At 61.0% G+C, this 25,778-nt stretch carries 22 protein-coding genes and 1 pseudogene; 9 read left to right on the top strand and 14 right to left on the bottom strand.

What is annotated here, in order from left to right; all coding sequences use genetic code 11:
- The first annotated feature begins 65 nt into the window (after window positions 1-65).
- Both TU75_RS01385 and TU75_RS01380 read left to right on the top strand, forming a co-directional pair.
- The gene (locus TU75_RS01385) at window positions 66-2,186 is read left to right on the top strand and encodes a hypothetical protein (protein WP_231981956.1); all 2,121 of its coding nucleotides are present in this window, start codon (window positions 66-68) and stop codon (window positions 2,184-2,186) included.
- A gap of 768 nt (window positions 2,187-2,954) precedes the next feature.
- Window positions 2,955-4,712, top strand: a complete 1,758-nt coding sequence (locus TU75_RS01380) for an autotransporter outer membrane beta-barrel domain-containing protein (protein WP_060548002.1) — start codon at window positions 2,955-2,957, stop codon at window positions 4,710-4,712.
- 50 nt (window positions 4,713-4,762) lie between these two features.
- Here the strand turns inward: TU75_RS01380 and TU75_RS01375 are convergent, their stop codons facing one another.
- The 3 genes from TU75_RS01375 to TU75_RS01365 form a co-directional block, all read right to left on the bottom strand.
- Complete coding sequence (locus tag TU75_RS01375; RefSeq protein WP_003232997.1) at window positions 4,763-5,404, bottom strand: DUF1345 domain-containing protein; 642 nt, start codon at window positions 5,402-5,404, stop codon at window positions 4,763-4,765.
- An 88-nt stretch (window positions 5,405-5,492) separates the two neighbouring features.
- Window positions 5,493-8,591, bottom strand: a complete 3,099-nt coding sequence (locus tag TU75_RS01370; RefSeq protein WP_060548001.1) for an efflux RND transporter permease subunit — start codon at window positions 8,589-8,591, stop codon at window positions 5,493-5,495.
- 6 nt (window positions 8,592-8,597) lie between these two features.
- Window positions 8,598-9,740, bottom strand: a complete 1,143-nt coding sequence (locus tag TU75_RS01365) for an efflux RND transporter periplasmic adaptor subunit (RefSeq protein ID WP_060548000.1) — start codon at window positions 9,738-9,740, stop codon at window positions 8,598-8,600.
- A 164-nt stretch (window positions 9,741-9,904) separates the two neighbouring features.
- Between TU75_RS01365 and TU75_RS01360 the strand changes: the two genes are divergently transcribed.
- Window positions 9,905-10,606, top strand: coding sequence for a response regulator transcription factor (locus TU75_RS01360; protein ID WP_003233001.1), 702 nt, complete (start codon window positions 9,905-9,907; stop codon window positions 10,604-10,606).
- Window positions 10,607-10,609: 3 nt separating this feature from the next.
- Window positions 10,610-11,911: an ATP-binding protein gene (locus tag TU75_RS01355; protein WP_060547999.1), complete on the top strand. Its 1,302-nt coding sequence runs from the start codon at window positions 10,610-10,612 to the stop codon at window positions 11,909-11,911.
- On the opposite strand, the gene TU75_RS01350 is transcribed toward TU75_RS01355, so the two are convergent.
- From TU75_RS01350 to TU75_RS01340, 3 genes are all read right to left on the bottom strand, one after another.
- Window positions 11,912-12,580: an anti-sigma factor gene (locus TU75_RS01350; RefSeq protein ID WP_060547998.1), complete on the bottom strand. Its 669-nt coding sequence runs from the start codon at window positions 12,578-12,580 to the stop codon at window positions 11,912-11,914.
- Window positions 12,577-13,095 carry a sigma-70 family RNA polymerase sigma factor gene (locus TU75_RS01345; protein ID WP_003233004.1) on the bottom strand — a complete coding sequence of 173 codons (519 nt, stop codon included), beginning with the start codon at window positions 13,093-13,095 and terminating at the stop codon, window positions 12,577-12,579. Before TU75_RS01345 ends, TU75_RS01350 begins: the two co-directional genes overlap by 4 nt.
- 95 nt (window positions 13,096-13,190) lie before the next feature.
- Window positions 13,191-13,712 (bottom strand): DUF3455 domain-containing protein, encoded by a 522-nt coding sequence (locus TU75_RS01340; protein WP_060547997.1) that lies wholly within the window; start codon window positions 13,710-13,712, stop codon window positions 13,191-13,193.
- A gap of 136 nt (window positions 13,713-13,848) precedes the next feature.
- Here TU75_RS01340 and TU75_RS01335 point away from each other — a divergent pair, with 136 nt between their 5' ends.
- Window positions 13,849-14,628 carry a class I SAM-dependent methyltransferase gene (locus TU75_RS01335; protein ID WP_060547996.1) on the top strand — a complete coding sequence of 260 codons (780 nt, stop codon included), beginning with the start codon at window positions 13,849-13,851 and terminating at the stop codon, window positions 14,626-14,628.
- Between the two features lie 82 nt (window positions 14,629-14,710).
- Window positions 14,711-15,496 (top strand): sulfite exporter TauE/SafE family protein, encoded by a 786-nt coding sequence (locus TU75_RS01330; RefSeq protein ID WP_060547995.1) that lies wholly within the window; start codon window positions 14,711-14,713, stop codon window positions 15,494-15,496.
- Window positions 15,497-15,793: 297 nt separating this feature from the next.
- On the opposite strand, the gene TU75_RS01325 is transcribed toward TU75_RS01330, so the two are convergent.
- The gene (locus TU75_RS01325) at window positions 15,794-17,032 is read right to left on the bottom strand and encodes an acyl-CoA dehydrogenase family protein (RefSeq protein ID WP_060547994.1); all 1,239 of its coding nucleotides are present in this window, start codon (window positions 17,030-17,032) and stop codon (window positions 15,794-15,796) included.
- Between the two features lie 265 nt (window positions 17,033-17,297).
- Here TU75_RS01325 and sfnG point away from each other — a divergent pair, with 265 nt between their 5' ends.
- Complete coding sequence (gene sfnG, locus TU75_RS01320) at window positions 17,298-18,383, top strand: dimethylsulfone monooxygenase SfnG (protein ID WP_060547993.1); 1,086 nt, start codon at window positions 17,298-17,300, stop codon at window positions 18,381-18,383.
- A gap of 13 nt (window positions 18,384-18,396) precedes the next feature.
- Here the strand turns inward: sfnG and map are convergent, their stop codons facing one another.
- Window positions 18,397-19,152: a type I methionyl aminopeptidase gene (gene map, locus TU75_RS01315; RefSeq protein WP_060547992.1), complete on the bottom strand. Its 756-nt coding sequence runs from the start codon at window positions 19,150-19,152 to the stop codon at window positions 18,397-18,399.
- Entirely contained in the window at window positions 19,152-19,352 is a 201-nt protein-coding gene (locus tag TU75_RS01310; RefSeq protein WP_003233017.1) for a ParD-like family protein, read from the bottom strand. Before TU75_RS01310 ends, map begins: the two co-directional genes overlap by 1 nt.
- Before the next feature lie 272 nt (window positions 19,353-19,624).
- Here TU75_RS01310 and ilvA point away from each other — a divergent pair, with 272 nt between their 5' ends.
- Together ilvA and TU75_RS01300 are read left to right on the top strand one after the other, a co-directional pair.
- A complete protein-coding gene (gene ilvA / locus TU75_RS01305; protein ID WP_082630263.1) occupies window positions 19,625-20,659 on the top strand; it encodes a threonine ammonia-lyase, biosynthetic in 1,035 nt (344 codons plus the stop codon).
- 218 nt (window positions 20,660-20,877) lie between these two features.
- A complete protein-coding gene (locus tag TU75_RS01300; RefSeq protein ID WP_060547991.1) occupies window positions 20,878-21,147 on the top strand; it encodes a DUF1652 domain-containing protein in 270 nt (89 codons plus the stop codon).
- Here TU75_RS01300 and TU75_RS01295 read toward each other — a convergent pair.
- The 5 genes and pseudogenes from TU75_RS01295 to TU75_RS01280 all read right to left on the bottom strand — a co-directional run bounded on the left by TU75_RS01295 (window position 21,144) and on the right by TU75_RS01280 (window position 25,773).
- Window positions 21,144-21,542: a hypothetical protein gene (locus TU75_RS01295; RefSeq protein ID WP_060547990.1), complete on the bottom strand. Its 399-nt coding sequence runs from the start codon at window positions 21,540-21,542 to the stop codon at window positions 21,144-21,146. The two genes, TU75_RS01300 and TU75_RS01295, sit on opposite strands and share 4 nt — an antisense overlap.
- Before the next feature lie 79 nt (window positions 21,543-21,621).
- Window positions 21,622-21,702, bottom strand: a pseudogene (locus TU75_RS27955) (DUF2790 domain-containing protein); the annotation flags it as partial.
- Between the two features lie 15 nt (window positions 21,703-21,717).
- A complete protein-coding gene (locus tag TU75_RS01290; protein WP_060547989.1) occupies window positions 21,718-22,656 on the bottom strand; it encodes a carbohydrate kinase family protein in 939 nt (312 codons plus the stop codon).
- 12 nt (window positions 22,657-22,668) lie between these two features.
- Window positions 22,669-24,150, bottom strand: coding sequence for a xylulokinase (xylB, locus tag TU75_RS01285; RefSeq protein WP_060547988.1), 1,482 nt, complete (start codon window positions 24,148-24,150; stop codon window positions 22,669-22,671).
- Between the two features lie 141 nt (window positions 24,151-24,291).
- Window positions 24,292-25,773: a mannitol dehydrogenase family protein gene (locus TU75_RS01280; protein ID WP_060547987.1), complete on the bottom strand. Its 1,482-nt coding sequence runs from the start codon at window positions 25,771-25,773 to the stop codon at window positions 24,292-24,294.
- Window positions 25,774-25,778: the final 5 nt, after the last annotated feature.

Here is a 25,778-nt window from a genome sequence, read left to right as displayed (position 1 = left end):
AAGGCTGTTCTATTAATCAGCGGTGTATGTCGTGATGTTCAGTCATCAACTGTCGGAGCAAAATAATGGACGCTACAAACAGAGAAATCATAGATAAGTTCAAACCAAGACTTACTACCGATTACAAACCTGAGCGATATGATGTGGGGGAGTTTGAAGATCAGGTACCTGGTTACGTGGGGTTGTTGACGCGTAGGGGCGCAAAGAGGCTGCTTACCAACTTGAATGTGCCACAGTACGAAGACGCCAGTGTAGATGTAAATAAGCCTGATAAAGTCGACGTCGAAATCGTCCCTTACATCGATCTGGACACGTTGGTAGCAGAGCCCCTCAGTACTCTCCCCAATGCCCCTTATACGCCCCAAACAGCCGAAGAACTCGAAGATGACTACTTTGCTACTTATGCTTTCAAGTTTCAACTTCGTCTGGTGAATCAGCCTGACCCTGTTCCGCTGCCGATACCACAAGGTTTTCGCTCTCCTGGGCTGTATCTGGTCAGGTACAAAGTGAGACTCGGGCAGACGGGCAACACAAACCTTTCGGTCGCGCAACTATTGGTGGTTGACCTGACGGCAGCCTACGACGGCCCCCAAGTCAAGCCTCCTGCGCCAGAGCTACCTGTGGGTATGACGGGGCCTCTGGACCGCGATTATATTGCCAACCAGCCAAACGAGACGGCGTATCTGCCGATCGAGTACGACTTAGCGAAAGGCTTGGCGCCGGGCGATACTGTTGAAATGTCCTTTGGCTCTTCCGATCAACCTTACGTATTTGATCCTCCTCCCAGCACGGAAACCAGATATCGATTGGATCCAGCCAAGCCGGCTTCCATTCCATTGCCATTGTGGGTGGTCCAGGCTGAAAAAAAGGGGAATTACAACCTCCGCTACACAATATTCGATGTTGCCGAGAATAGCTCCTTTGAGTCCCGCGCTCTGGAACTTGCAGACTTGGCGCAGGATCCTCTGCCACAAGACTTCTATGCGCCACTGATTGAGCTTGCTGTTCCCGGTGATGGTCTGATTGATATCAAGGATGTGGCAGATATCAACGGTTTGATGGTGTCGATTCCGGCCTATCTGAATGCCCTGCGCGGCACGGATGAGATTGAAATCGAACTGGAGTCGCCTGCCGGCATAATCACGAAGACCATGCCCTTGGGCAATAATAATCTTCCGCTGTCGATTAAGTTCAGTGTCGCTGAGGTGGAGCAGCTTTACGGGCCTCGAACCCCGCCAAGAGGCAGGCTGGTAGTGAAAGCGTCCTATAGCATAAAGCGTGGGACGAATACTTATCCAGCAACGAAGTTAAGCACGCCATTCGATCTGGACTTGTCTGTTGTCGGCCCTGACATCACGCCGCCCGGTACTATCAATACTCACCTCAAGCCGCCCGTGATCAATGCAATACGCGAGAATGGCCTATTCGGGCCTGACAATCACCTGGAGGTAGATGATGCTAATAAACCTGCCAGAGTACTTATTGAATTGTGGGACGTGCCTGTCTTGCCACAAGACTCGCTGCCTTTCACGATTACGTTGAATTATGGTGGTGTTTTATATCCGCAGGAGGTGAAAGTCCTTCCTCCAAGTGGGTTGGTCGAGTTCACGATTCCTTTTGCTGCTATCAGGACGGCGGGTGGCCCTGTGCAGGTGGTGTCGTATACCGTCACGTCGCCTAAGAGTGAAAATCCGCAGTATTCGCAAGAGGCAATTGTTCAGGTTGAGTCCGTTATTCTGCAAATGGCTGCGCCGATTGTTCTCAACAATAACGGTACACTCACCTGTGATAGCCTGAGACCGATTAACACCGGCAGCCTGATAATACATATTCCTGGATCCGATTATCTGGCGGGAGGGCAGATGGTCGAAGTGACGTATATGGGGTTCCAAAATAACACCAATCCTCCGTCCGCAGTGGTCAATGAAACTCGAATATTCACAGTGCCTGATGATATTGCGGCTCGTAATGGGTTTGATGTGAACTTTAATGTGGGGCCTGATCTCTTGTATAACCCGATCAACGCTAATACATCGCTGAAGGCGCTGGGTTCGGCAACCGTGACTGTCAGCACGCAGTATTTGGGCACAATGGTGCCTTCTCTCCCCGCTAATTATGCAGTCAAAGGCTTCAGAAGTGCCACTCGCAGCACCAGCTATTGTGCTGGTGGATATATGCCTGTTTAGGGTTAAGTGCCCATGAAAACACCAAAGAAGGCATCCCCTTCTTTGGTTGTTCCATTTGCAGTGTTGATGATGCCTCAGCTAGGTGAGAACGCTGCTCCCTACGTCACAGGTTGCCTATTGATGTAGTTTATTCGGAACTATCCTACAGCTTTTAGGTTTGCGCTGTTCAATTATTGCACCGCTTGATGGGTTGGGTTTCACGCATTTTAGAATCCGCCCTATCGTTTCGCGCAGGAACTAGAGGTCCATTATATGTCGGCAGTATTTAACTTCGAACGCACACCCTTGAGCATTGCGTTGACGGCCCCAGCCATTGCTTTATTGCTAATGGCTGCGCCCAATGCCCGCGCGCAAGTTGCAGTCACACTCCCTGGTACTTCGATATCGAGCGGTACGCGGCTGGATAGTTATGTGCTGAGTCCAGGTTCGAGCTTGACTGCCCATGGCGCTGCCACCAATCAGATTGTAATGAATGGTGCAGGGCTGATTGTAGAGGCAGGCAGCACGACACAGGATATCACTGCAAACCTGCAATCGACTGTCCTGATTGATGGCTCGCAGGTCACTGGCCGCCCCTTGGCTAGTCAAGCCATTATGGTGAACAGTAACAGCAGTCTATTGGTGATCAATAACAGTACGGTGACAAACTACACTGGCTGGGGTGTGTCTTCCAACCGAACCTCAGGCGGAACAGATGGTTCATCGATAACGATAAAAGACAGCACTGTCTTTGGAGTGACTCGTGGTATTTCGTCCGCAGGCTACGGTGTGGTTAACCTGGACAATGCGCGTGTCGAAGCCGTGCACGCGACGGGCGTCGGCATGGTGCTGTTCAACTCTGAAGCCACGGTAAGGAACAACACCCGTATCATTGGCGGCGTCAATGGCATCAACATGCTCAACGACGCCTCACTGACCCGCACCGGCTCCTTGATACTCGATAACTCTGTGGTCCAGGGTAAAACCGGCGCCGCCATCCTGGTGAACCCGGCCGTTGGCAATAGCACCCATGCCGATATTCAAGTGCTTAACGGCTCGAACCTGCTCAGTGGTAATGGTGACCTGCTTCAGGTAGTGAATAACGGCACCGCAAACATGAGCGTCGACAACAGCAGCCTGTTCGGTGATGTGCGCATTGGCGCAGGCAGCACGGGCACTGTGCAACTCAGCAACAATGCGTCGCTGACCGGCCAGCTGTTCAACGTCAAGCAACTGGATGTCAACAGCAATGCCCAGTGGGTGCTGGTGGGTAATAGCGAGGTCGGTGCGCTGAAAATGGGCGGCGGTAATGTGGTGTTTGGCGCCCCGGGGCAATACGTTCAGTTGAACACCAACAGCTTGACCGGTAACGGCACCTTCAAGATGCACACCAACTTCAACACCGGCGACACCGACCTGTTGAACGTCAACGGCAATGCCGAAGGTAATCACCAACTGCTGGTGGGCGCCAGCGGCTCGGAATTGGCCACCGGCGACGCGATCAAGGTGGTGCATACCGAAAGCGGTGGTGCCAGGTTTGGCCTGGTGGGCGATACCGTCGATGTCGGTGCATACGAATACGGGCTTAAGCAGGAGGGCACCGACTGGTTCCTGGACCCCGAGAAGAGGGGCACCAGTACCAGCGCCAAGGCAGTGTTGGCCCTCGCCAACGCGGCGCCGGTGGTACTGCGCGGCGAGGAGAGCATCCTGCGTACACGCATGGGTGAAGTCCGCTTCGGCGAAGGCAAGAGCCAGGGCCTGTGGATGCGCGGTTACGGTAACAAGATTGACGTGGCGGCCAACAGCAACGGCGTCGGCTACTCCCAGAATCAGGCGGGCCTGAGCCTGGGTGCGGACTGGGCGATGGATGAGCTGTGGACATTGGGTGTGATGGGCGGTTACAGCAACTCAAACCTGGGCTTGAGTCGCGGCAGCAGCGGCATGGTCAACAGCTACTACGCCGGTCTTTACGGTATTTTTCGTGATGACGAGAGCGGGGTGTATGTGGACCTGACGGCCAAGGTCAACCGACTCAACGGCCAGAGCCAGGTCAACATGAGTGACGGCCAGCGCGCCAAAGGCAAATACTCGCAGGATGCGGTCAGTGCCTCGGTTGAAGTCGGCAAACACATCAAGCTCGATGACGACGGTGTGTATCTTGAGCCGTTTGCCCAGTTGTCCGTTGCCGCCATTGGAGGTTCGAACTACACCATGGACAACGGTCTGAAGGCCAAGAGCGAGCGTGCCACTTCGGCGATCGGCAAGGTGGGCATGACCGCCGGTAAAAACATCCAGCTCGAAAGCGGCGGCATTCTGCAGCCCTACCTGCGTGCGGCGGTAGCACGTGACTTCAGCCCGGACAACAAGGTCTACATCAACGACCAGGCCTTTAAGAACAACCTGTCGGGCGCCAGTTACGAGGTCGCAGGCGGCATGGCAGTTTCTTTGTCGCCAAGCCTGAGCGTGCATGCTGAAGCCACGCACATGAAAGGCAAGGCCTATGATCAGCCGTGGGGCGCCACGGTAGGTTTGCAGTACGCCTTCTAAGGTACTCACGCACGCAAAAAGGGGAAGCTCAGGCTTCCCCTTTTTGCGTCTTAACCGAACAACCCTGCGGCAATATTGATCGAAAAACCCAGAATCGCCGTATTGAACAGAAAGCCGATCAGCGATTGCCCCAGCACCACCTTGCGCAGGCTACGCGTGGCCACGCCCACATCGGAGGTCTGCACCGCCACGCCGATGGTGAACGAAAAATACAGGAAGTCCCAGTAATTGGGCGTACGCAGCCCTTCGGCAAAGCGCAGCGCCGGCTCGTCGCCCTCCCAGGTGTAAAAGAGGCGGGCGTAATGCACGCTGAAAATCACCCCGATCAATAGCCACGAACCGATCACCGTCATCCCGGTAAAACCGTAATGCAGCAAGCGTGCGGTGCTGTCCAGATCCTTGATGCCCACCAGATTCAGGGTAATGGTGGCAAGGCTGGCAATCGCCGCGATGCACACCATGAACAGCACCAGGCCGGCGTTCTCATCTTCGATTTCGGCGATGCGTTTTACGTCGTCGGCGCGCGAGCGGCTGGTCAGCCACAGCATCAACAGCAGATAGGTCCAGACCCCAGCGTTCCAGCCGATCAGGATTTTGCTGATCAGCGTATCGGCCGGGGCCAGGATGCCGACGGCGATGCCCAGGACGGCGGCGCTGGAGAGGCGAGGGTGGGTGCGGGCAAGGAAGGCCATGGGTGCTCACAACAGGGTAGTTGAGAGCACCATAGCGTATTCGGTTGCACTTGATCATGAACTTGACAAGTGAACACTGCGGTGTCGATCAGTCGGACGTGTGCCGTTTGCGCACCAACTTCATCACCACCACAAAGAACACCGGCACGAACACCACCGCCAGTGTGGCCGTGATCATCCCGCCGATCACACCGGTACCAATCGCTTGCTGGCTTGCCGAACTGGCGCCGGAGGCAATCGCAAGCGGCACCACGCCGAGGATGAACGCCAGCGAAGTCATGATGATCGGCCGCAACCTCAGCCGCGCTGCCTTGAGGGTGGCGCTGATCAGGTCTTCGCCCTGGTCATACAGGTCCTTGGCGAACTCGATGATCAAAATCGCGTTCTTTGCCGACAGGCCGATGATGGTGATCAGGCCAACCTTGAAGAACACATCGTTGGGCATGCCGCGCAGGGTCACCGCCAGCACCGCGCCGAGCACGCCCAGCGGCACCACCAGCAGCACCGATGTGGGAATCGACCAACTTTCATACAAGGCTGCCAGGCACAGGAACACGATCAGCAGCGAAAGGCCCAGCAGGATGGGGGCCTGGGAGCCGGACAAGCGCTCCTGCAACGACAGGCCGGTCCATTCCTGGCCCAGGCCGGCGGGCAACTGGCTGACCAGGCGCTGGATCTCCGCCATCGCCTCGCCGGTGCTGTGCCCCGGTGCGGCTTCGCCGGTGATCGCGATAGCCGGGTAGCCGTTGTAGCGGGTCAACTGCGCCGGTCCCTGGGTCCATCGGGCTTCGACAAACGCCGACAACGGCACCATTTTTCCGTCCTTGTTGCGCACGTTGATTTTCATCAAGTCCGCCACCTGGCTGCGCTGATCGCCTTCGGCCTGCACCACCACCCGCTGCATGCGGCCCTGGTTGGGGAAGTCGTTGACGTAGGCCGAGCCGATGGCCGACGACAACACATTGCCCACATCGGCAAACGACACCCCCAGCGCGTTGGCCTGCTTGCGGTCCACTTCCAGCTGCACCTGCGGCGCCTCGGCCAGGGCGCTTTCACGCACGTTGGCCAGGATCGGGCTTTTTGCTGCCGCATTGAGCAAGTCGGTACGGGCCGCCATCAACGCTGCGTGGCCGACGCCGCCACGGTCCTGCAGACGAAACTCGAAGCCGCTGGAGGTGCCCAGGCCGTCAACCGGCGGCGGCAGCACGGCGTAGGCAATGGCGTCCTTGAGCCCGCCAAAAGCCGCGTTGGCACGGTTGGCAATCGACGCTGCGGAGGCGTCGGCGCCACGGTCCGACCAATCCTTGAGCGTGGTAAACGCCAACGCTGCGTTCTGCCCTGAACCGGAGAAGCTGAAACCCAGGATCATGGTGGTATCGCCCACTCCGGCCTCGGTGGCGTTATGCGCCTCGATCTGCGCGACTACCTGCTCGGTGCGGTTCTTGCTCGCGCCCGGTGGCAGCTGGATATCGGTGATGGTGTAGCCCTGGTCTTCCACCGGCAGGAACGAGGAGGGCAGGCGCGTGAACATCCAGCCCAGGCCCACCAGCAACACCAGGTAGATCAGCAGGTACCGCCCGCTGCGCTTGATTGCATAGGTCACCCAGCCTTCGTAGCGGTCGGTAAGTTGTTCAAAACGCCTGTTGAACCAGCCGAAGAAACCGCCCTTGTCATGGTGCTCGCCTTTGGCGATCGGTTTGAGCAAGGTGGCGCAGAGGGCCGGGGTCAGGGTCAGGGCCAGGAACGCCGAGAACAGAATCGAGGTGGCCATCGACAGCGAGAACTGCTGGTAAATCACCCCCACAGAGCCCTTCATGAAGGCCATCGGCAGGAACACCGCCACCAGCACCAGCGTAATGCCAATGATGGCGCCGGTGATCTGGCCCATGGCTTTTTTCGTCGCGTCCTTGGGTGACAGGCCTTCGGTGACCATGATGCGCTCGACGTTCTCCACCACCACAATCGCATCGTCCACCAGGATGCCAATCGCCAGCACCATGCCGAACATGGTCAGCACGTTGATCGAGAAGCCGAGCACCAGCATGGTGGCGAAGGTGCCCATCAAGGCAATCGGCACCACCAGGGTGGGGATCAGCGTGTAGCGCACGTTCTGCAGGAACACAAACATCACCGCAAACACCAGGGCCATGGCTTCGAGCAGGGTGTACACCACTTTGGTGATCGAGACCTTGACGAACGGCGAGGTGTCGTAAGGGATCTTGTATTCCACATTGGCCGGGAAGTAGCGTGACAGCTCGTCCATCTTCGCGCGCACCAGGGTCGCGGTGTTCAGCGAGTTGGCGCCCGGCGACAGTTGCACGCTCACGGCGGTGGACGGCTTGCCGTTCAGACGCGTGGAGAACTGATATTCCTGGCTGCCGACTTCCACCCGCGCCACGTCGCCGACACGCACGGTGGAGCCGTCCGGGTTGGCCTTGAGTACGATGTCGGCGAATTCCTGCGGTGTCGACAACTGGCCCTTGACCAGAATCGCTGCGGTGATTTCCTGGGTGTTGGTGCCCGGCAGGTCGCCGATGCTGCCAGGAGCAACCTGGGCGTTCTGCGCGGCAATCGCGGCGTTGACGTCGGCCGGCGTGAGGTTGAAGCCGATCAGTTTCTGCGGGTCGATCCAGATACGCATCGCGCGTTCCGAGCCATACAGCTGCGCCTTGCCCACGCCGTCCAGGCGCTTGAGCTCGTTCATCACGTTGCGCGCCAGGTAATCGCTGAGCGCGGTGTCATCGAGCTTGCCGTCATTGGAGGTCAGGGTCACCAGCAGCAGGAAACCGGCGGAGACTTTCTGCACCTGCAGGCCTTGCTGGGTGACGGCCTGGGGCAGGCGCGGCTCCACCGCTTTGAGGCGGTTCTGCACATCCACCTGAGCCATCTCCGGGTTAGTGCCCGGCTGAAAGGTGGCGGTAATGGTGGCCGAACCCAGGCTGCTCTGGGATTCGAAATACAGCAGGTGGTCGGTGCCGTTGAGCTCCTGCTCGATCAGGCTGACCACGCTCTGGTCCAGGGTCTGCGCCGAGGCACCCGGATACACCGCGTAGATCTCGATTTTCGGCGGCGCGACATCAGGGTACTGCGCCACCGGCAACTGCGGGATGGCCAGCGCACCGGCCAGCAGGATAAACAGGGCCACCACCCAGGCGAACACCGGGCGGTCGATAAAGAACTGCGGCATGGCGGGTTATTCCTTCACGAGCGGGCTGGCGTCCACTTCAACGGTTTCACCGGGACGCGCGTGTTGCAGGCCTTCGACGACGATACGGTCGCCCGGCTTGAGGCCGCTGCTGACGATCCAGCGATCACCGATCACCGAGCCCAGTTCCACCGGCTGCTGACTGACTTTCTGCTCGCCGTCCAGCAGCAGCACCATCGGGATACCGGCACTGTCGCGAGTAATGGCGCGTTGCGGCACGCTGATGCCCTGGCGGTCGAAGGCCTGTTCCAGGCGCACCCGCACAAAGCTGCCGGGCAACAGGTCAAGGTCCGGGTTGGGGAACTCGCTGCGCAGGATGATCTGCCCGGTACCCGGATCGACGCTGATATCGGCGAACAGCAATTTGCCCGGCAGCGGGTACAGGCTGCCATCGTCCAGGATCAAGGTGGCCCTGGCCTGGTCCTGACCGACCTGCTTGAGGCTGCCGGCACGGAAGGCACGGCGCAGGTCGTTGAGCTCGCGGGTGGACTGGGTGAGGTCGGCGTGAATCGGGTCCAGTTGCTGGATGGTCGCCAGCGGCGTGGCTTCGTTCTGGCCGACCAGCGCGCCTTCAGTGACCAGCGCACGGCCGATGCGCCCGGAAATCGGCGCGGTGACGGTGGCGTAGCTCAGGTTCAAACGGGCGCGGTCGACGGCGGCTTTCTGCGCGGCGACCTCGGCAGTGGTCTGGCGTACGGCGGCGCGGGCGTTGTCGTAGTCCTGGCCGCTGATCGCGTTGCCTTCCACCAATTGGCTGTAGCGCTGGGCTTGCAGACGCGCCTGGAAGGCGTTGGCCTCGGCCTTGCTCAGGTTGGCCTGGGCGCTGTCGAGGTCGGCCTTGAACGGCGCGGGGTCGATGCGAAACAGCACGTCGCCCTGTTTCACGTCATGGCCTTCCTTGAACACACGCTGCAGCACCACACCGGCCACTCGAGCACGCACTTCGGCAATGCGCGGCGCGGCGATGCGCCCGCTCAACTCGTTGGTGATGGACAGCGGTTTGGCCTGCAGGGTTTCTATGCGCACTTTGGCCAGAGGCATTTGCGGCGCCTTGGCCGTGGACTTGTCACACGCGCTCAGCGCCAATGTGAGTGCCAACAGGCAGAATGGCGCAAACAGATTCTTCGACATGCTCTTATCCCAATATTGACTGGCGCATCCTAAGGTCACCGGCGCCGTGGTGCTGTAAAGCTGTGTAGGTCGTGTGTGAAGAAATGTAAGGTGCAGCCCACTGTGGGCCGAGGGCGTATATCCTTGCACAATCCTGCAAAGTCGTACTATTTGGAAACATCTTGATGCCGAACATCCTGCTGGTGGAAGACGACGCCGCGCTCTCCGAGCTGATTGCCAGCTATCTGGAACGCAACGGCTATCAAGTCAGTGTGCTCTGCCGGGGCGACCAGGTGCGTGAACGCGCGCGCCTGAACCCGCCGGACCTGGTGATTCTCGACCTCATGCTGCCCGGCCTCGACGGCCTGCAAGTGTGCCGCCTGCTGCGCGCCGACTCCGCCGGCCTGCCGATCCTGATGCTCACCGCCCGCGACGATAGCCACGACCAGGTGCTGGGTCTGGAGATGGGCGCCGACGACTACGTGACCAAACCCTGCGAACCGCGCGTGCTGCTGGCGCGGGTGCGCACCCTGTTGCGGCGCAGCAGTTTATCCGAACCCCAGGCGGCCAACGACCAGATCATCATGGGCAACCTGTGCATCGACTTGTCGGAACGCACCGTTTGCTGGCGCCAACAGCCTGTGGAGCTGTCCAGCGGCGAATACAACCTGTTGGTGGTGCTGGCGCGCCATGCAGGCGAAGTGCTCAGCCGCGACCAGATCCTGCAGCGCCTGCGCGGCATCGAATTCAACGGCACCGACCGCTCGGTGGACGTGGCCATCTCCAAGCTGCGCCGCAAGTTCGACGACCATGCCGGCGAAGCTCGCAAGATCAAGACCGTGTGGGGCAAGGGCTATCTGTTCAGTCGCTCCGAGTGGGAATGCTGATCTATGTTTCGTGTTCTGCTGCGCCTCTACCTCATCACGATCGTCACCTACAGTGCGGCGATCTATCTGGTTCCCAAGCTGACGGTGCTGTTGTTCGAGCATCGCTACCTGGACTACAACATCGAACAGTCGCGCGGCCAGCAAAAGCTGATCGTCAAGCAGTACCAGCGTGCGCCCGTGGAGCGCTGGTCGCAGGTGACCGAACAACTGGATCGCGACTTTGCTCCGCAGAAAGTGCATCTGCTGCTGCGCAAGGACGCCAGCTTCACTCCGGCCGAAGAGCGGCTGCTGGAGCAAGGCAAACCGGTGGCCCGCCTGGGCGAATGGGGTTGGCTGGAGGAAATCAGTTCACCGATCAACGACCAGTTCGTGGTCAAGGTCACCATCCCCGACGACCCGCTGGACATCAACCTGCTGTACTGGTCGATAAACGTGCTGGTGGGCGGCGCGCTGCTGGCCTGCCTGCTGGTGTGGCTGCGACCGCACTGGCGTGATCTGGAACGTCTGAAAAACACCGCTGCGCAGTTGGGCATGGGCAACCTGTCTGAACGCACGCACATCCCGCCCAGCTCCAACATCGGCAGCCTGGCCGCAGTGTTCGACACCATGGCCAGCGACATCGAACGCCTGCTCAACCAGCAGCGGGACCTGCTCAATGCCGTCTCCCACGAGTTACGCACGCCCTTGACCCGGCTGGATTTCGGCCTGGCCCTGGCATTGTCCGAAGACATGCCCCAGGCCGGGCGCGAGCGCCTGCAGGGGCTGGTCGCGCATATTCGTGAGCTGGATGAGCTGGTGCTGGAATTGCTGTCCTACAGCCGCCTGCAAAGTCCGGCGCAATTGCCCGAGCGCGTGGACGTGGTGCTCGACGAATTCATCGACAGCGTGCTGGGCAGCATCGACGATGAGCTGGCAAACCCCGGCATCGTGATCGACGTGTCGCTCGACTGCGCGGTGGAGCGCTTCAGCCTCGATCCGCGCCTCACTGCGCGGGCCCTGCAGAATCTGTTGCGCAACGCTACGCGTTACTGCGATGGGCGCATCCAGGTGGGCGTCAGGGTGGACGCCCAAGGCTGCGAAATCAGCGTGGACGACGACGGCATTGGCATTCCCTTCGACCAGCGTGAACGCATCTTCGAACCCTTCTACCGCCTGGACCGCAGCCGCGACCGTGCCACCGGCGGCTTTGGCCTGGGACTGGCGATCAGCCGGCGCGCCCTGGAAGCCCAGGGCGGCAGTCTGATCGCCGAGGCATCACCGTTGGGTGGCGCGCGTTTTCGCGTGTGGTTGCCCACTGTCGGCTGATCACAGCACCTTGACCGCGCGACCGATTGCCTGAATCGGCCCGGTCGGTTTGCCGGTGGGTGAGCCACGCGAGTCCTCCAGGGTCAGTTCGAACAACTGGTTTTGCGTCAGCGGCGGCAATTGGTCCAGCGGCACCGACAGCGTTTGCCCGGGCTTGACCAGCCCCAGGGATACCGGACCCTGCCAGCCATCGCCCTTGGTCCAGAACTGCAACGCCTTGTCGGCGGGCACTTGCATTACACCCAATGGAATCAGCTGGATCTGCTGGTTATTGCTCGCCTGGATCACCCAGCCCGGCGCCTGACTTTGCGGGGCCACCAGCACCACCACAAAACTCGGCTCGGCGAGGGGCGGGCGAATCAGCAACAGCGTTGCCAGCACCACGCTTGCCGCCAGCCCTGCGGCGGCCAGGCCACGCCATACGGCCAGCAGGTTCCACCACGGCACGCGTGTTGCGGGCTCTGCAAGCGTGTGTTGAATGCGTCGCCACAGGTGCTGCGATGGCGTCACCGGTTCGGCCAGCGCCGTCAGCGGCAGCAGGCGTTGCTCCCAGGCATCCACCGCTGCGCGCAAGTCGGCGTCATGCTTGAGGCGCTGTTCGACCTCGGCGCGCTGCTCCAGCGGCAGAGTGCCCACTACGTATTCGCTGGCCAGTTCTTCAATGTTCATGTCATGCACTCCCGCAAGGCGGCGAGGCTGCGTTTGATCCACGCTTTGACGGTGCCCAGCGGCGTGCCGAGTACCTGCGCGATTTCGCTGTGGGAATAACCGTCGACATAGGCATGCAGGATGCAGCGGCGACGGGCCGGGTCGAGCCGTTCCAGGCAGGTGTGGATCTGCCCGGAGCGTGCGGGGAATTCAAAGGTGTCATCGGGTTCTGCCAGTGGCTCGTGTGCTTCGCTCAGCGGCACATCGCGAGCGGTCCTGCGCACCGCGTTCAGCGCCTGATGGCGGGTTACGCTGTACACCCAGCCCCTTGCGGAGCCGCGGCCCGGGTCAAACCCTGCGGCGCCGCGCCAGATCCGGATAAACGCGTCATGCACGGTATCTTCGGCCAGCGCCTTGTCGCGCACGATGCGCAACGCCACGCCGAGCAAGCGGCTGCTTTCCTGCTCATACAAGTGGCGCAGGGCCTGTTGATCGCCACGGGCACAGGCTCGCAGACAGGCTTCGTAATCAAACAAATGATGTCCCCAGCACAAACCTTCTGCAGGCGTGACGAACCTCACTCCTGCAGAAGGAAACGGTGATATTCCTCCGGCAGCGTAGCTGAATTTACTCAGCTGGCTGACCAGAAAAGATAGTCCGCCTGGTATTTCACCACTTCCTGCTGACCTTTATTGGCAGCGGTGCACGCGCTGCTCGGCGCAACGCCACCCTTGAGCGCGACCCGCTGGATATAACTGACGCCGCTCATGGCGCCCTTGCCCTCGGCCGGGTTGGCCTTGACCAGTTGATAAGGCAGGTTGCCGGGGCTCGACGGCGCCACGGCAACCTGCGTGCCGGTGATTTTCGAACCGTCCTTGGCCTGCCAGGTCGCTGGCGGGCCGAAATAGGCGCCGACCGGCTTGCCGCTGCGGTCATTCAGCACGGCCTTGGGGCCGACGAAGGTCCATTCGGTCTGGCCGGCAGCGTTGGCCTTGTCACGGCATTCGTAGGTGATTTCGCCGACGCCGGTGGTCTCCATCGACACTTTATGGCCAGCCGGCACCTTGATGCTGTCGGGCAGGTTGGCCTGGGCGAATGCGCCAGGGCTGGCGGCCAGCAAACCGGTCAGGCAGAGCAGGGCTTTTGCGTTCATGGTGTTTCTCCATTGAGTAGAACAGCAGGGATGCTGCAGGTACTACCCAGGCGCGTGGCGATTGGATGCAGGCATTAGAAAATAAAATCAAGCGAGCGCACACTGTGGCCCCGCTTTACCCGAAGAGAGATTGGCCATGACTGATGTTCACCCGTGCGCTCAACAAGGTTTCTCGACTCAGGCCGCGACATACGTAAAAGGCCGACCGAACTATCCCAGGCCGCTCACCGCCTGGCTCGCCGATACCTTGCGCATCGATGCGCAGTCGACGGTGATTGATCTGGGCGCCGGCACGGGCAAGTTCACGCGTTTGGTCAGCACCCTGGCGCCTGCGTTGATCGCGGTGGAACCGGTGGCGCAGATGGGCGCGCAGTTAGCCAGGCTGCTGCCCGATGTTCGGTTGGTCCACGGCACCGCCGAGAGCATGCCCCTGGCCACGGCAAGTGCCAATGCGGTGGTCTGCGCCCAGGCCTTTCACTGGTTTTCCACCCAGGCTGCGCTGGCGGAGATTCATCGTGTGCTCAAACCTGACGGATACCTGGGACTGGTGTGGAATGTGCGCGATGAATCGGTGGATTGGGTGGCCGCGATCACCGAAATCATCACGCCTTACGAGGGAGATACGCCGCGCTTTCACACCGGGCGTTGGCGCGAAGCTTTCACCGGTGAGTATTTTTCCGCACCTGATAGAACATGTTTCCCCTATCGCCATGTCGGCAGCCCGCAGGAGGTGATCATCGATCGCTTCCTGTCCGTAAGTTTTATCGCCGCGTTGCCTGCGCCGGAAAAAGACAGGATCTGCGCGCAACTGCACACACTGATCGACACCCATCCCGCATTGAAAGGTCGCGATACGGTTGCCTTTCCTTACCAAACCGAGGCATACGCATGCCGCAGGCTGGCGCAAAAGGCATAAAGTCAGATCACATTGATATAAGTGGTTATAAGAAAAATCGCTATCCTGCCGCCAGAAATTCATAAGGCCGCAGGTAGCGTTGATGGATATGGGAAATATTGGTTTTGTGGTTGCCGGCCTGATCGTGGGTTTCATCGTAGGCATGACCGGCGTGGGCGGCGGCTCGCTGATGACGCCGATCCTGTTGTGGTTCGGCATCAACCCAGCCACTGCCGTGGGTACTGACCTGTTGTATGCGGCCATCACCAAGTCCGGTGGCGTGCTGGTGCACAGCAGGAACAAAAACATCGACTGGACCATCACCGGCTGGCTCACCCTGGGCAGCGTGCCGGCGGTGTTGCTGACCCTGTGGTTCCTTGCCAGCCTGCACACCGACCCCACTGCCATGAACGCGGTGATCAAGCAAGCCCTGGGCGTTGTGCTGCTGCTCACCGCCCTGGCGATTCTGTTCAAGAAACGCTTGTTGGCCTTCGCCCAGCGCCATGCCGGCGATGACTACCACATGAGCCCGCGCAACCTGAACGGGCTGACCGTGGCCACCGGGGCGATTCTCGGCACCATGGTTGCGCTCACCTCCATCGGCGCCGGCGCCCTCGGCACGGTGGCGCTGTTTATTCTGTATCCGTTCCTCGCCACGCGCCGTCTGGTGGGCACCGAGATCGCCCATGCCGTGCCGCTGACGCTGGTCGCAGGGCTTGGCCATGCGAGCATGGGCAACATGGACTGGCACCTGCTGGGCTTTTTGCTGATGGGTTCGCTGCCAGGCATTTATCTGGGCAGCCACATGACCGGCAGAATCCCGGACGGCGTATTGCGCCCGTGCCTGGCGATCATGTTGATGGCCGTCGGCTACAAACTGGCGTTCTAACCTGTACACCCTTCAAGTGTGGGAGTGAGTAAGCCCAGGCAGCCATACCCCTAGGGTGGGCGGGCCTCTTGTGTCGAACGGGCTTGTTGTGGCGAGCGGGCTTGCCCCGCGTTGGGGGGCGAAGCGCCCCCCATCAGCAAAACGCGGTGTACCTGATACGACTCAGCGTCTGGTTTTGGGGCTGCTGCGCAGCCCAACGCAGGACAAGCCTGCTCGCCACAGGAAATCTGCGCTTAACTGAACGACATTGGGCAAGGCCGCTCGCCACAGAGGTCCAGCATTCGATCCAGTTGGGTTTCAGGCTTGTTTCGGGCCATTGCCGATTTGCCACACGAACGGCGGTTCGCTGCCGTTGATCACCCAATCGCCGACGATCCGCGCCTTGTAGATCACCGGGTTATGTGACGACACCGTGCGCGCGTTGCGCCAGTGGCGGTCCAGCGCCTTGCCCTGACGCACGTCCGAGGCCCCCAGTGCGTTGAACAGTTGGCTGGTGGCGCGCTGAATCAGCTCCGAGACCACCACCTGCGCGGTCGCCGACTCGATCTCGGCGGCCACATTGGCTTCACGCTCCACGGCATCGTCCCCGGCGAACCGCGCCAGATAGGCGCGTTGCGCCGGCAGCGCCGCTTTCAGCGCGCTGGCCTCGGCAGCATACACCGCCGCGGCGACTTCGCCCACCACCTGCTGCACCTGCGCATCCTGGCTGACATGGGCGGCATTGCCATGGCTGTAGATGCGCTTGCGGTTGTGCACGTGCCGGGCCACATCATTGAGCGCCGCTCGGCCGATGCCGGCCAGGGTTGCCAACAGCACTAACTGGTAGAACGCAGTCTGGTATTTGAAGCGAGTGGCAAAGTCGATCACGTCCTGCGCTTGCACCACCGCATCGGTAAACCGCGTGGTGCCGCTGCCGGTGGTGCGCTGGCCGAAACCGTCCCAGTCATCGCTTTGCACCACGCCGGGCTGGCGGGTGCGGGTGGCGGCGATCACGTCGCCGCCGGTGTCGCTGCGCCGGGCATACACGTCGATCCAGTCAGAGAAAATACTGCCGGTGCTGTAGAACTTCTCACCGTTGAGTTTCCACTGCTCGCCGTCCGGGCTGACTTGGGTGACCACGTCGCCAATCGCCACGGTGCCGATTTCGGTCCAGGCGCAGCCGACGATATCGCCGTCGACAAACCGTTTGAACCACAGGTCGCGCCCGGCGCTCGGTGGGGCGTTGAGGCGGTCTTCGGCAAACGCAAAATGTCCGCGCAGGGCCTGGGGCACGTTGGAGTCGGCCGCCGCCAGCTCGATCAGCAGTTCAAACAACTGCGGCAGCGAGGCGCCGCCGCCGCCGTATTCCACCGGGACGCGCACCGCGCCAAAGCCGGCCTCCTTGAGCCATTGGATCGGCTCATGGGGCAGGGTGCGGCTGAGTTCGCGCTGCACTGCGCCATCGGCAATGCGCTGGAAGATCGGCCGAAAACGCGCGGCCAGGCTGGGGTAATCGACGCCGATGGACAGCGGGTTGATGACGTGATGTTCGGTCATGGGCAAGGCTCCTGGGCAGTGGTCAATGCAGGAGGGATTGCACACTCCGTGCCGGGTGCATGGCCCAATGTTTACGGGGGATTTGCCTGGCTAACTGTTGCGCCAGCAACAGCAATCCGACAAACCGGCGCAATCCCTGACATTTGCCCGCCCGCCCGCCATGGCCTGATTCTTGGCCGCAACCCTGATGGCGTGGGCGTTTGCCCCTGGCTGGCACGCTTGCTGCTCAAGCCTGGATACATCCCTGTGTGCGAGGAACCTCAAGATGAGTCAGCAAGCCGTGAAATTTGCCTATTGGGTGCCCAACGTCAGCGGTGGGCTAGTGGTGAGCAAGATCGAACAGCGCACCCACTGGGGCATCGACTACAACCGCAAACTGGCGCAATTGGCCGAAGCTGCCGGTTTCGAATATGGCCTGACCCAGATCCGCTTCACGGCGGGTTATGGCGCCGACAACCAGCACGAGTCGGTTGCGTTCAGCCACGCCCTGCTGGCAGCCACCACCACACTCAAGGTGATTGCCGCGATCCTGCCGGGCCCCTGGCAGCCGGCGTTGGCGGCCAAGCAACTGGCGACCATCGACCAACTCACCAATGGCCGCATCGCGGTGAATATCGTCAGCGGCTGGTTCAAGGGCGAATTCCAGGCCATCGGCGAACACTGGCTGGAGCACGATGAGCGCTATCGCCGCTCCGAAGAGTTCATTCGCGCGCTCAAAGGCATCTGGTCCCAGGACAATTTCATCTTCAGAGGTGACTTCTACCGCTTCGACAATTACACCCTCAAGCCCAAGCCACTGGGCCAGCCAGAAGTCTTCCAGGGCGGCAGCTCGCGAGCCGCGCGGGACATGGCGGCGCGAGTCTCGGACTGGTACTTCACCAACGGCAACACCCCGGAAGGCATCAAGGCCCAGGTCGATGACATTCGCGCGAAGGCGGCGGCGAATAACCATTCGGTCAAGGTCGGCGTCAACGCATTTGTGATCGCCCGCGACACCGAAGAAGAAGCCCGCGCCGTGCTCGCCGAGATTATCGACAAGGCGGACCCGGAAGCGGTCAATGCCTTTGGCGATGCGGCCAGGCAGGCGGGCAAGGCGTCACCGGAAGGCGAGGGCAACTGGGCCAAGTCCAGCTTTGAAGACCTGGTGCAGTACAACGACGGCTTCAAGACCAACCTGATCGGCACCCCGCAGCAGATCGCCGAGCGCATCGTTGCGCTCAAGGCGGTGGGGGTGGATCTGGTGCTGGCGGGGTTCCTGCACTTCCAGGAAGAAGTGGAATACTTCGGCAAGCGGGTGTTGCCGCTGGTGCGCGAGCTGGAAGCCAAGCAGGAGATCAGGCAAGTGGCCTGAGCCAAGGCCAGGCTCAGGCGCCTGGCTGCAGGGTCAACACCTCATACCCGTCCGCCGTCACCGCCACGGTGTGTTCCCACTGCGCCGACAGGCTGTTGTCCTTGGTGACCACCGTCCAGCCATCCTTGAGGCTGCGTGTCTTGGCGCCGCCCTGGTTGAGCATCGGCTCGATGGTAAACACCATGCCTTCGCGCAGCTCCAGACCGGTGCCGGGGCGGCCGAAGTGCAGGATCTGCGGTTCCTCATGCATCTGCTTGCCGATGCCATGACCACAGTATTCACGCACCACGCTGTAGCCGTTGGCCTGGGCGTGGCTCTGGATCGCGTGGCCAATATCACCCAGGCGTGCGCCGGGCTTGACCTGGCGGATGCCGGCCCACATCGCTTCGAAGGTCATTTCCACCAGGCGCCTGGCCTTGGGGGCGACGGTACCGATCATGTACATCTTGCTGGAATCGGCGATGTAGCCGCCTTTTTCCAGGGTGATGTCGATATTGATGATGTCGCCGTCCTTGAGGATCTCCTTGGCGCTGGGCATGCCATGGCACACCACCTCGTTGATCGAGGTGTTGATCGAGAACGGGTAGTCGTATTGCCCCAGGCTGGCGGGGCGGGCTTTGAGGTCGTTACGGATGAACGCTTCGACGGCGGCGTCCAGTTCCAGGGTGGAGCGGCCGGCGGCGACAAAACCGTCGAGCATGCTGAACACCTGAGCCAGCAGGCGCCCGGCTTCGCGCATCACGGCCAGTTGGGCGGTGGTCTTGACCATCAGTTGCGCCCCCGGATCAGGTCGGGCTTGTCCAGCAACAATCTGTTGATCAGCTCGTTGTAGGGCAGGCTGGGGTTGAGTTCGGCGAGCAGGCCGATCTTGATCCAGAACTCGGCCTGAGCGTTGATGGAACGGTCCATCGTCGCGCTGGCCAGGCGCAGTTGTTCGTGCAGTTGGTCGGTGATCTTGACGATGCCCATGGGGTTCACTGTTTAAGTTGGATATACAAAGCGTATACGTTTCGTATATCCGGCGTAAACCCCAGAGGCTAAATGGCGCGTGGTCATTGACTTGCACGGCAACGCCTGGTTAATTTCGTGACATGACATTTCAAGCCTTCCGCAGCCAGCCAAGCATTATTACCGCCATTCCTCATTTGGCGGGATAGCACACGGCTGCACCCAAACCCGCCTTAGAGGCGGGTTTTGTTTTTCCGTCTCCAGGGCCATCCAAAAAAAGCCAGGAGACACCGATGAGCGCATCAACCCCAGACACGGCTAGCCAAGACAGCGCACTGCTTGAGCACTACGTGAAAAAGATCCTCGCCGCGCCAGTCTACGACTTGGCGGTGCGCACGCCGTTGCAGGCGGCGCCGGCGTTATCGGCGTTGCTTGGCAACACGGTGCTGCTCAAGCGCGAAGACTTGCAGCCGACGTTTTCCTTCAAGATCCGCGGCGCCTACAACAAGTTGGTGCAGCTCACCGACGAGCAGAAGGCGCGTGGCGTGGTGACGGCCTCGGCAGGCAATCACGCCCAGGGCGTGGCGTTGGCGGCGCGGGAGCTGGGGATCAAGGCGCGTATCGTGATGCCGTGCAGCACGCCGGAGTTGAAGGTCCTGGGTGTGCGCTCCCGAGGCGCCGAAGCGGTGCTGCACGGCGAGAGTTTCCCGTTCGCCCTGGCCCATGCGCTGCAACTGGCCGAGACCTCAGGCTGTACCTTCGTTTCGCCGTTCGATGACCCGGACGTGATCGCCGGCCAGGGCACCGTGGCCATGGAAATCCTGCGCCAGCAACAGGGCCCGCTGGACGCGATCTTCGTGCCGGTGGGCGGTGGCGGCCTGATCGCCGGCATCGCCGCGTACGTCAAATACCTGCGGCCCGAGGTGCGCATCATCGGGGTCGAACCGGAAGGCTCCAGCTGCCTGCTGGCCGCCTTGCGCGCCGGCGAACGCGTGATACTGCCCAGCGTCGACGGGTTTGCCGACGGCACCGCAGTGGCGCAGATCGGCGCCTACGGGTTTGAAATCTGCCGTGATTGGGTGGATGAGGTCATCACCGTGAGCAACGACCAGCTGTGCAGCGCGATCAAGCTGATCTACGACGATACCCGCTCCATCACCGAACCCTCCGGCGCGCTGGCGGTGGCGGGCATTCGCAAGTACGCCCAGGAGCATGGCGTGCGTGACCAGACCCTGGTGGCGGTGAATTCCGGGGCGAATATCAACTTTGATAGTTTGCGACATGTTGCAGAAAGAGTCGCCGCGTACGCACATGGACTGCAGGGTTAAACGTTTAATCGTGGCTGTTCGCCGATGATATAAGCGCTTTGGGCAAGACCCCGTTTAAGTTATATAAACTTGTACCGTTCTTATGAGGAATTGTTACTACACACGCGCATTTTGTTGAGTAGGCTGAGGGTATAAAGGCGTCTTCCAAGGCTGGTAAGCGCCTGTATGACACATAACAAAACACTCTGTTGGCAGTCTCAAAAAAGGAGAGGTTAGCCATGATTTCGGAACTAGAGCTACGCAGCATTATTGAAGGAAGTTTCCTGCCCAAACGGTGCGAATGCATTAAAGCCGAAGACGCTTCGCTGACGATCAAGGTCTATGACGATCGCGACCGTGACCGGGTGGATCTGGAAGTCAAAGGCATCAACGCAGACAAACTCGACAGCAGTCGGGCGATTTGCAACCTCATCACCGGGTTGCGTGAAGACCTCAAACACATCCATGCACCCGCCCTCAATAGAGCGGGAGGTCGAGCCTATTACTAGGCAGACGCCTGAGAATGAACCACTGAAGACCTGTGGGCCTGGATAAATGCCAGGCCCAGTACGGTTTCCGTTGCCACGGCCAGGAAAATCCCCGGCCCGGCATTGCCACTGAACCACTCACATACGCCCAGCACCGCCAGCACCAGGCAACCGATGGCAAAGCCACTGGTCATGGCGCGACGTGTGTCTGAGGGTGGCGCATGGCGGGCGCGGTAAAACATGATGCCAATGGCCAGGAACAGCGCGGCGCTGCGGCGGGCGACCAGGCCGGTGGCGTCGGACGACGTCACGCCCCACATGCCGAGCAGCAGATCGGGGCGCAGCCCCCAGACGAGTGCGAGGACGAAGCACAGCAGGGCGGTTGCGGTGGCGAGGGTACGAAAACTCAGCGGCATGGCGATTCCTTTCAGCCTGGGGAACGAGCCCGCGAGAATACGCTTATCTATGCGGGCTTGCTGTGTGACAGTGCAAGGCTCAATTCTGGAAGCTGCACGCGTCGGACAGCTTGCGATAGGCCACATCCTCGATTTTCCCGGCCTTGTCCACGAACTTAATCATGAAACCGGGCGTTCAGCCCAACTGCTGGCGATACGGCAAGTCCGGGCCGGTCTTGGTGCAGGTCAGGGCGGCTGCGCGAATCGCGAAGCCGAGCATGGCGTCGATCTGCGCCCGGGTGAGCTGTTGCAGGCCGTCGACCGAATCCAACTGCTGCTCGGTCAGCCAGGCAATCAACGCCGCCTGGAAGGTATCGCCGGCGCCCACGGTGTCGGCCATCACCACCTTGACCGCCGGTTGCGACCACGTGCCATGCTGGCGGCTGAACACCGTGGCACCGTCACCGCCACGGGTGAGAAACACCAACTGGCACCGGTGCTGCAACCAGCCTTGCAGCACGCTTTCGGGGGATTGGTCGGGGTAGAGCAGGTGCAGGTCTTCGTCGCTGACCTTGATCAGGTCGGCATGTTTGGCCAGCTCCGCGACGCGGTCGCGCCATAACTGGATATCCGGTTGCGGGTTGAGGCGCACGTTAGGGTCGAGGCTGATCAGGCGCCGACCGCTTTCGCGCTGGACCAGTGCCAGCAGGGTATCGCCAATCGGCTGCACTACCAGCGAGAACGAGCCGATATGCAGCCCACGCACGTCATCACTCAGCACCGGCAAGTGCGCGACTTGCAGTTGCCGGTCGGCGCAGCCTTCGCCTCGAAAACTGTACTGCGGTGAGCCATTGGCGCCCACGGCGACCATCGCCAGGGTCGTCGGCGCGGCGAACTCCACCAGAAAGTGCTGACTCACGCCTTCGTCCTGGAGCACCTGCACCAAGCGACGACCGAGGAAGTCAGTGGACACGCCGCCGAACAGCCCCGCCTCGATGCCCAGGCGGCGCAAGCCGACGGCGACGTTGAACGGCGAACCGCCGGCAATCGACTTGTAGTTGACCTTCGACGCCAGCCCGCTGGCATCCTCTTCGCTGAAGAAATCAAACAGCGCTTCACCACACACCAGATACATAGTCGTTCGCTCTTAAAGGGTTGCCACTAGCTGTTGATAACGCTCGTACGCCTGTTGATAGGCGCTGACATTGGCCGCGACCGGCAGCGTACGGCTGGCCGGGTCGACGCTCACGCATTTGTCGCACAGGCTGGCCAGGGATTCGCCGCTCTGGCACCACGCCGCCTGGATCGCCGCGCCCAGGGCGGCGGCTTCGCTTTGTTCGGTGCAGACCACTTCGGTGTTCATGATATCGGCAACCATCTGCCGCCACACCGGGCTTTTCGACCCGCCGCCGATCAGGCGGATGCTCTGGCTTTGCAGGCCGGTCTCGCGCAGCAGGTCGAGGCCGTAGCGCAGACCGAAGGTGGTGCCTTCGACCACGGCGCGGCACAGGTTGGCGCGGGTCAGGTTGGTCATGGTCAGGCCGTGCAGGCTGCCGGTGGCATGGGGCAGGGCGGGCACGCGCTCGCCGTTGAGAAACGGCAGCATGCTCACGCCTTCGGCGCCAATCGGGGCCTGTTCGACCAAGGCGTTGAAGGCCGGCAGGTCCAGCTCGAACAGCTCGCGCATCACCCCGGTGGCGTTGGTCAGGTTCATCGTGCAGATCAACGGCAGCCAGCCGCCGCTGGAGGCGCAGAAGGTCGCCACCGAGGCTTGTGGGCTCACGTTGGGTTGGTCCGAAAACGCGTAGACGGTGCCCGATGAACCCAGGCTCATGGTGATCACGCCCGGCGCGATATTACCGGTGCCGATGGCGCCCATCATATTGTCACCGCCGCCACTTGCGACGAGGGCGTTGGGGTTGATGCCCAGGCGTTCGGCGATGGCGGGGAGGATCGTGCCCACCGCTTGATCGGCTTCGATCAGCTCGGGCAAGGCCGCTACCAGGCGACCGCTGGGGTCGATGTGTTCAAGCAGCGCCACATCCCATTCACGGGTGCGCACGTTGAAATAACCGGTGCCCGACGCATCGCCGTATTCCGCCACGGCCCGGCCGGTCAGCCAGTAGTTCAGGTAGTCGTGGGGCAGCAGGATATGCGCAATGCGGCTGAACACTTGCGGGTGCTGTTCACGGGTCCACAGCAGTTTGGACACCGTGTAACCGGGCGCAATCGCCACGCCCAGGCGCTCCAGCGAACCGCGCTCGCCGCCCAGGTACTGCAGCAATCGGTCATTTTCAGGCGCGGTTTCGGTGTCGCACCACAGCTTGGCCGGGCGCAGTACCTGGCCTTCGTCGTCGAGCAGCACCAGGCCGTGTTGCTGGCCGGAAACGCCGATGCCGAGGATGTCCCGGCCATCCACGCCGGCCTGTTGCAGGGCGCGATGGGTGGCTTCGGTGAACGCATCCAGCCATTCCTGGGTGTGCTGTTCGCGGCGGCCATTGGCGCCGCTTATCAGGGTATGTGCGGCGGCGCCCAGACCCAGCACCTTGCCGGTGGACGCGTCGAGAACAATGGCCTTGGTGCCTTGAGTGCCGCAGTCGATGCCGAGGAACAGGTTTTGCTGGGTCATGATGGTGTGCTCAGCAGTATTGTTTTTTTGGATTGGCAACCCGGTTAAATGTGGGAGGGGGCTTGCCCCCGATGAGGGTGTGTCAGTTAATAAATCTATCACTGACCCACTGCTATCGGGGGCAAGCCCCCTCCCACATTGTTAAGCCGGTTTCTTCAGGAGGTTCTGTAGGGTTGCCGTGACGCCGTTGTCACGCAAGCTCACAAAACACCGCTCGAACGCTGCCACAAACTCAGGCGAGTTGGGAATAGCCGTGCCGAAAATCTCTTCAAAGCCCAGCAAGCGCTTGCTGATCAGCGCGTCATCGCTCACCAGATCCTGGCAAAACTCGGCACGTGGATCCGGGATCTTGTAGCTCACGCCATTCTCATCCAACCCCTTCAAATACAAGGCCCAGGCCGCAACCACCAACGCGGCGCGTTCGGTCTCGCGGCCATCTGCAATCAAGCGGTTGATGGTTGGCACGGTGAACTTGGGAAACTTCGACGAACCGTCCGAACACACGCGCTCCAGCTGATCGGCAATCGCCTGGTTGGAGAAGCGGTCCACCAGCGTCTGTTTGTACTCAGTCAGGTCGATGCCCGGTACTGGCGCCAGGTTCGGCGTGACGTCCAGGTCCATGTAGGCGCGCATGTATGCCACGAACACCGGGTCGTTCATGGTCTCGTGCACGAACCGGTAACCCTTGAGAAAGCCCAGGTAGGTCAGCGCCAGGTGGCTGCCGTTGAGCAGGCCGATCTTCATTTCTTCATAGGGCGTCACGTCATCGGTGAACTGCACCCCCACTTTTTCCCAGGCCGGGCGGCCGTTGACGAAGTTGTCTTCCAGCACCCATTGCACAAAGGGTTCGCACACCACTGGCCAGGCATCGTCGATGCCGTGCTCGTCGTGCAGTTGCAGGCGATGGGCGGTGCTGGTCATGGGTGTAATGCGGTCGACCATGGCATTGGGGAAACTCACGTTGGCCTTGATCCAGTCGTGCAGGTCGGCATTGTGCAGGGCGGCAAACGCCAGCAGCGCCTTGCGCGTGACGGCGCCGTTGTGCGGCAGGTTATCGCAGGACATCACGGTAAACGCCGGGGTGCCGGCGGCGCGGCGGCGGGTCAGTGCGGCGCAGATGAAACCGAACACGGTGGTCGGCGTTGTGGGGTGCGCCAGGTCATGCTGGATCTGCGGCAGGTGGGCCATGAATTCGCCGGTGCTGTCGTCGATGCAGTAGCCGCCTTCGGTGATGGTCAGCGAGACGATGCGAATCGCCGGGTCGGCCAGTTTGTCGATCAATGCCTGGGCGCCGTCCTCGGCCAGCAGCATGTCGCTGATCGAGCCGATCACGCGCACTTGGGTGTCGTCGGTGTCGCCCAGTTCATACAGGGTGAACAGATAGTCCTGGCCGGCCAGGTCGTCGCGGGCCTTGCGGTCCTCGGTACGCAGGCCGACCCCGCAAATGCTCCAGTCCAGGCCCTCGCCTGAATTCATCAAGGCATCGGTGTAGTACGCCTGATGCGCGCGATGAAAGCCGCCGACGCCGATATGGGCGATGCCCTGGCGCGTGTCAGCGAGAGCGTAGGCCGGCAGCTGCACTTCAGGAGCCAGTTGGGTAAGGTTCTGCTTATTCAGTTTCATCAGAA

It is taken from the genome of Pseudomonas poae, from assembly GCF_001439785.1.
Classification (GTDB): Bacteria; Pseudomonadota; Gammaproteobacteria; order Pseudomonadales; family Pseudomonadaceae; genus Aquipseudomonas; species Aquipseudomonas poae.
The sequence above is the reverse complement of the archived record's forward strand: the minus strand, read 5'-3'. Positions and strand labels throughout refer to the sequence as shown.

Bases quoted from the DNA above. Each gene is read 5' to 3' on its own strand.
- TU75_RS01385 (WP_231981956.1), top strand. From the start codon at position 66: ATGGACGCTACAAACAGAGAAATCATAGATAAGTTCAAACCAAGACTT.
- TU75_RS01375 (WP_003232997.1), bottom strand. From the start codon at position 5,404: ATGGCCTTCCTTGCCCGCACCCACCCTCGCCTCTCCAGCGCCGCCGTC.
- TU75_RS01370 (WP_060548001.1), bottom strand. From the start codon at position 8,591: ATGCCGCAGTTCTTTATCGACCGCCCGGTGTTCGCCTGGGTGGTGGCC.
- TU75_RS01365 (WP_060548000.1), bottom strand. From the start codon at position 9,740: ATGTCGAAGAATCTGTTTGCGCCATTCTGCCTGTTGGCACTCACATTG.
- TU75_RS01360 (WP_003233001.1), top strand. From the start codon at position 9,905: ATGCCGAACATCCTGCTGGTGGAAGACGACGCCGCGCTCTCCGAGCTG.
- TU75_RS01355 (WP_060547999.1), top strand. From the start codon at position 10,610: ATGTTTCGTGTTCTGCTGCGCCTCTACCTCATCACGATCGTCACCTAC.
- TU75_RS01350 (WP_060547998.1), bottom strand. From the start codon at position 12,580: ATGAACATTGAAGAACTGGCCAGCGAATACGTAGTGGGCACTCTGCCG.
- TU75_RS01340 (WP_060547997.1), bottom strand. From the start codon at position 13,712: ATGAACGCAAAAGCCCTGCTCTGCCTGACCGGTTTGCTGGCCGCCAGC.
- TU75_RS01335 (WP_060547996.1), top strand. From the start codon at position 13,849: ATGACTGATGTTCACCCGTGCGCTCAACAAGGTTTCTCGACTCAGGCC.
- TU75_RS01330 (WP_060547995.1), top strand. From the start codon at position 14,711: ATGGATATGGGAAATATTGGTTTTGTGGTTGCCGGCCTGATCGTGGGT.
- TU75_RS01325 (WP_060547994.1), bottom strand. From the start codon at position 17,032: ATGACCGAACATCACGTCATCAACCCGCTGTCCATCGGCGTCGATTAC.
- sfnG (WP_060547993.1), top strand. From the start codon at position 17,298: ATGAGTCAGCAAGCCGTGAAATTTGCCTATTGGGTGCCCAACGTCAGC.
- map (WP_060547992.1), bottom strand. From the start codon at position 19,152: ATGGTCAAGACCACCGCCCAACTGGCCGTGATGCGCGAAGCCGGGCGC.
- TU75_RS01310 (WP_003233017.1), bottom strand. From the start codon at position 19,352: ATGGGCATCGTCAAGATCACCGACCAACTGCACGAACAACTGCGCCTG.
- ilvA (WP_082630263.1), top strand. From the start codon at position 19,625: ATGAGCGCATCAACCCCAGACACGGCTAGCCAAGACAGCGCACTGCTT.
- TU75_RS01300 (WP_060547991.1), top strand. From the start codon at position 20,878: ATGATTTCGGAACTAGAGCTACGCAGCATTATTGAAGGAAGTTTCCTG.
- TU75_RS01295 (WP_060547990.1), bottom strand. From the start codon at position 21,542: ATGCCGCTGAGTTTTCGTACCCTCGCCACCGCAACCGCCCTGCTGTGC.
- TU75_RS01290 (WP_060547989.1), bottom strand. From the start codon at position 22,656: ATGTATCTGGTGTGTGGTGAAGCGCTGTTTGATTTCTTCAGCGAAGAG.
- xylB (WP_060547988.1), bottom strand. From the start codon at position 24,150: ATGACCCAGCAAAACCTGTTCCTCGGCATCGACTGCGGCACTCAAGGC.
- TU75_RS01280 (WP_060547987.1), bottom strand. From the start codon at position 25,773: ATGAAACTGAATAAGCAGAACCTTACCCAACTGGCTCCTGAAGTGCAG.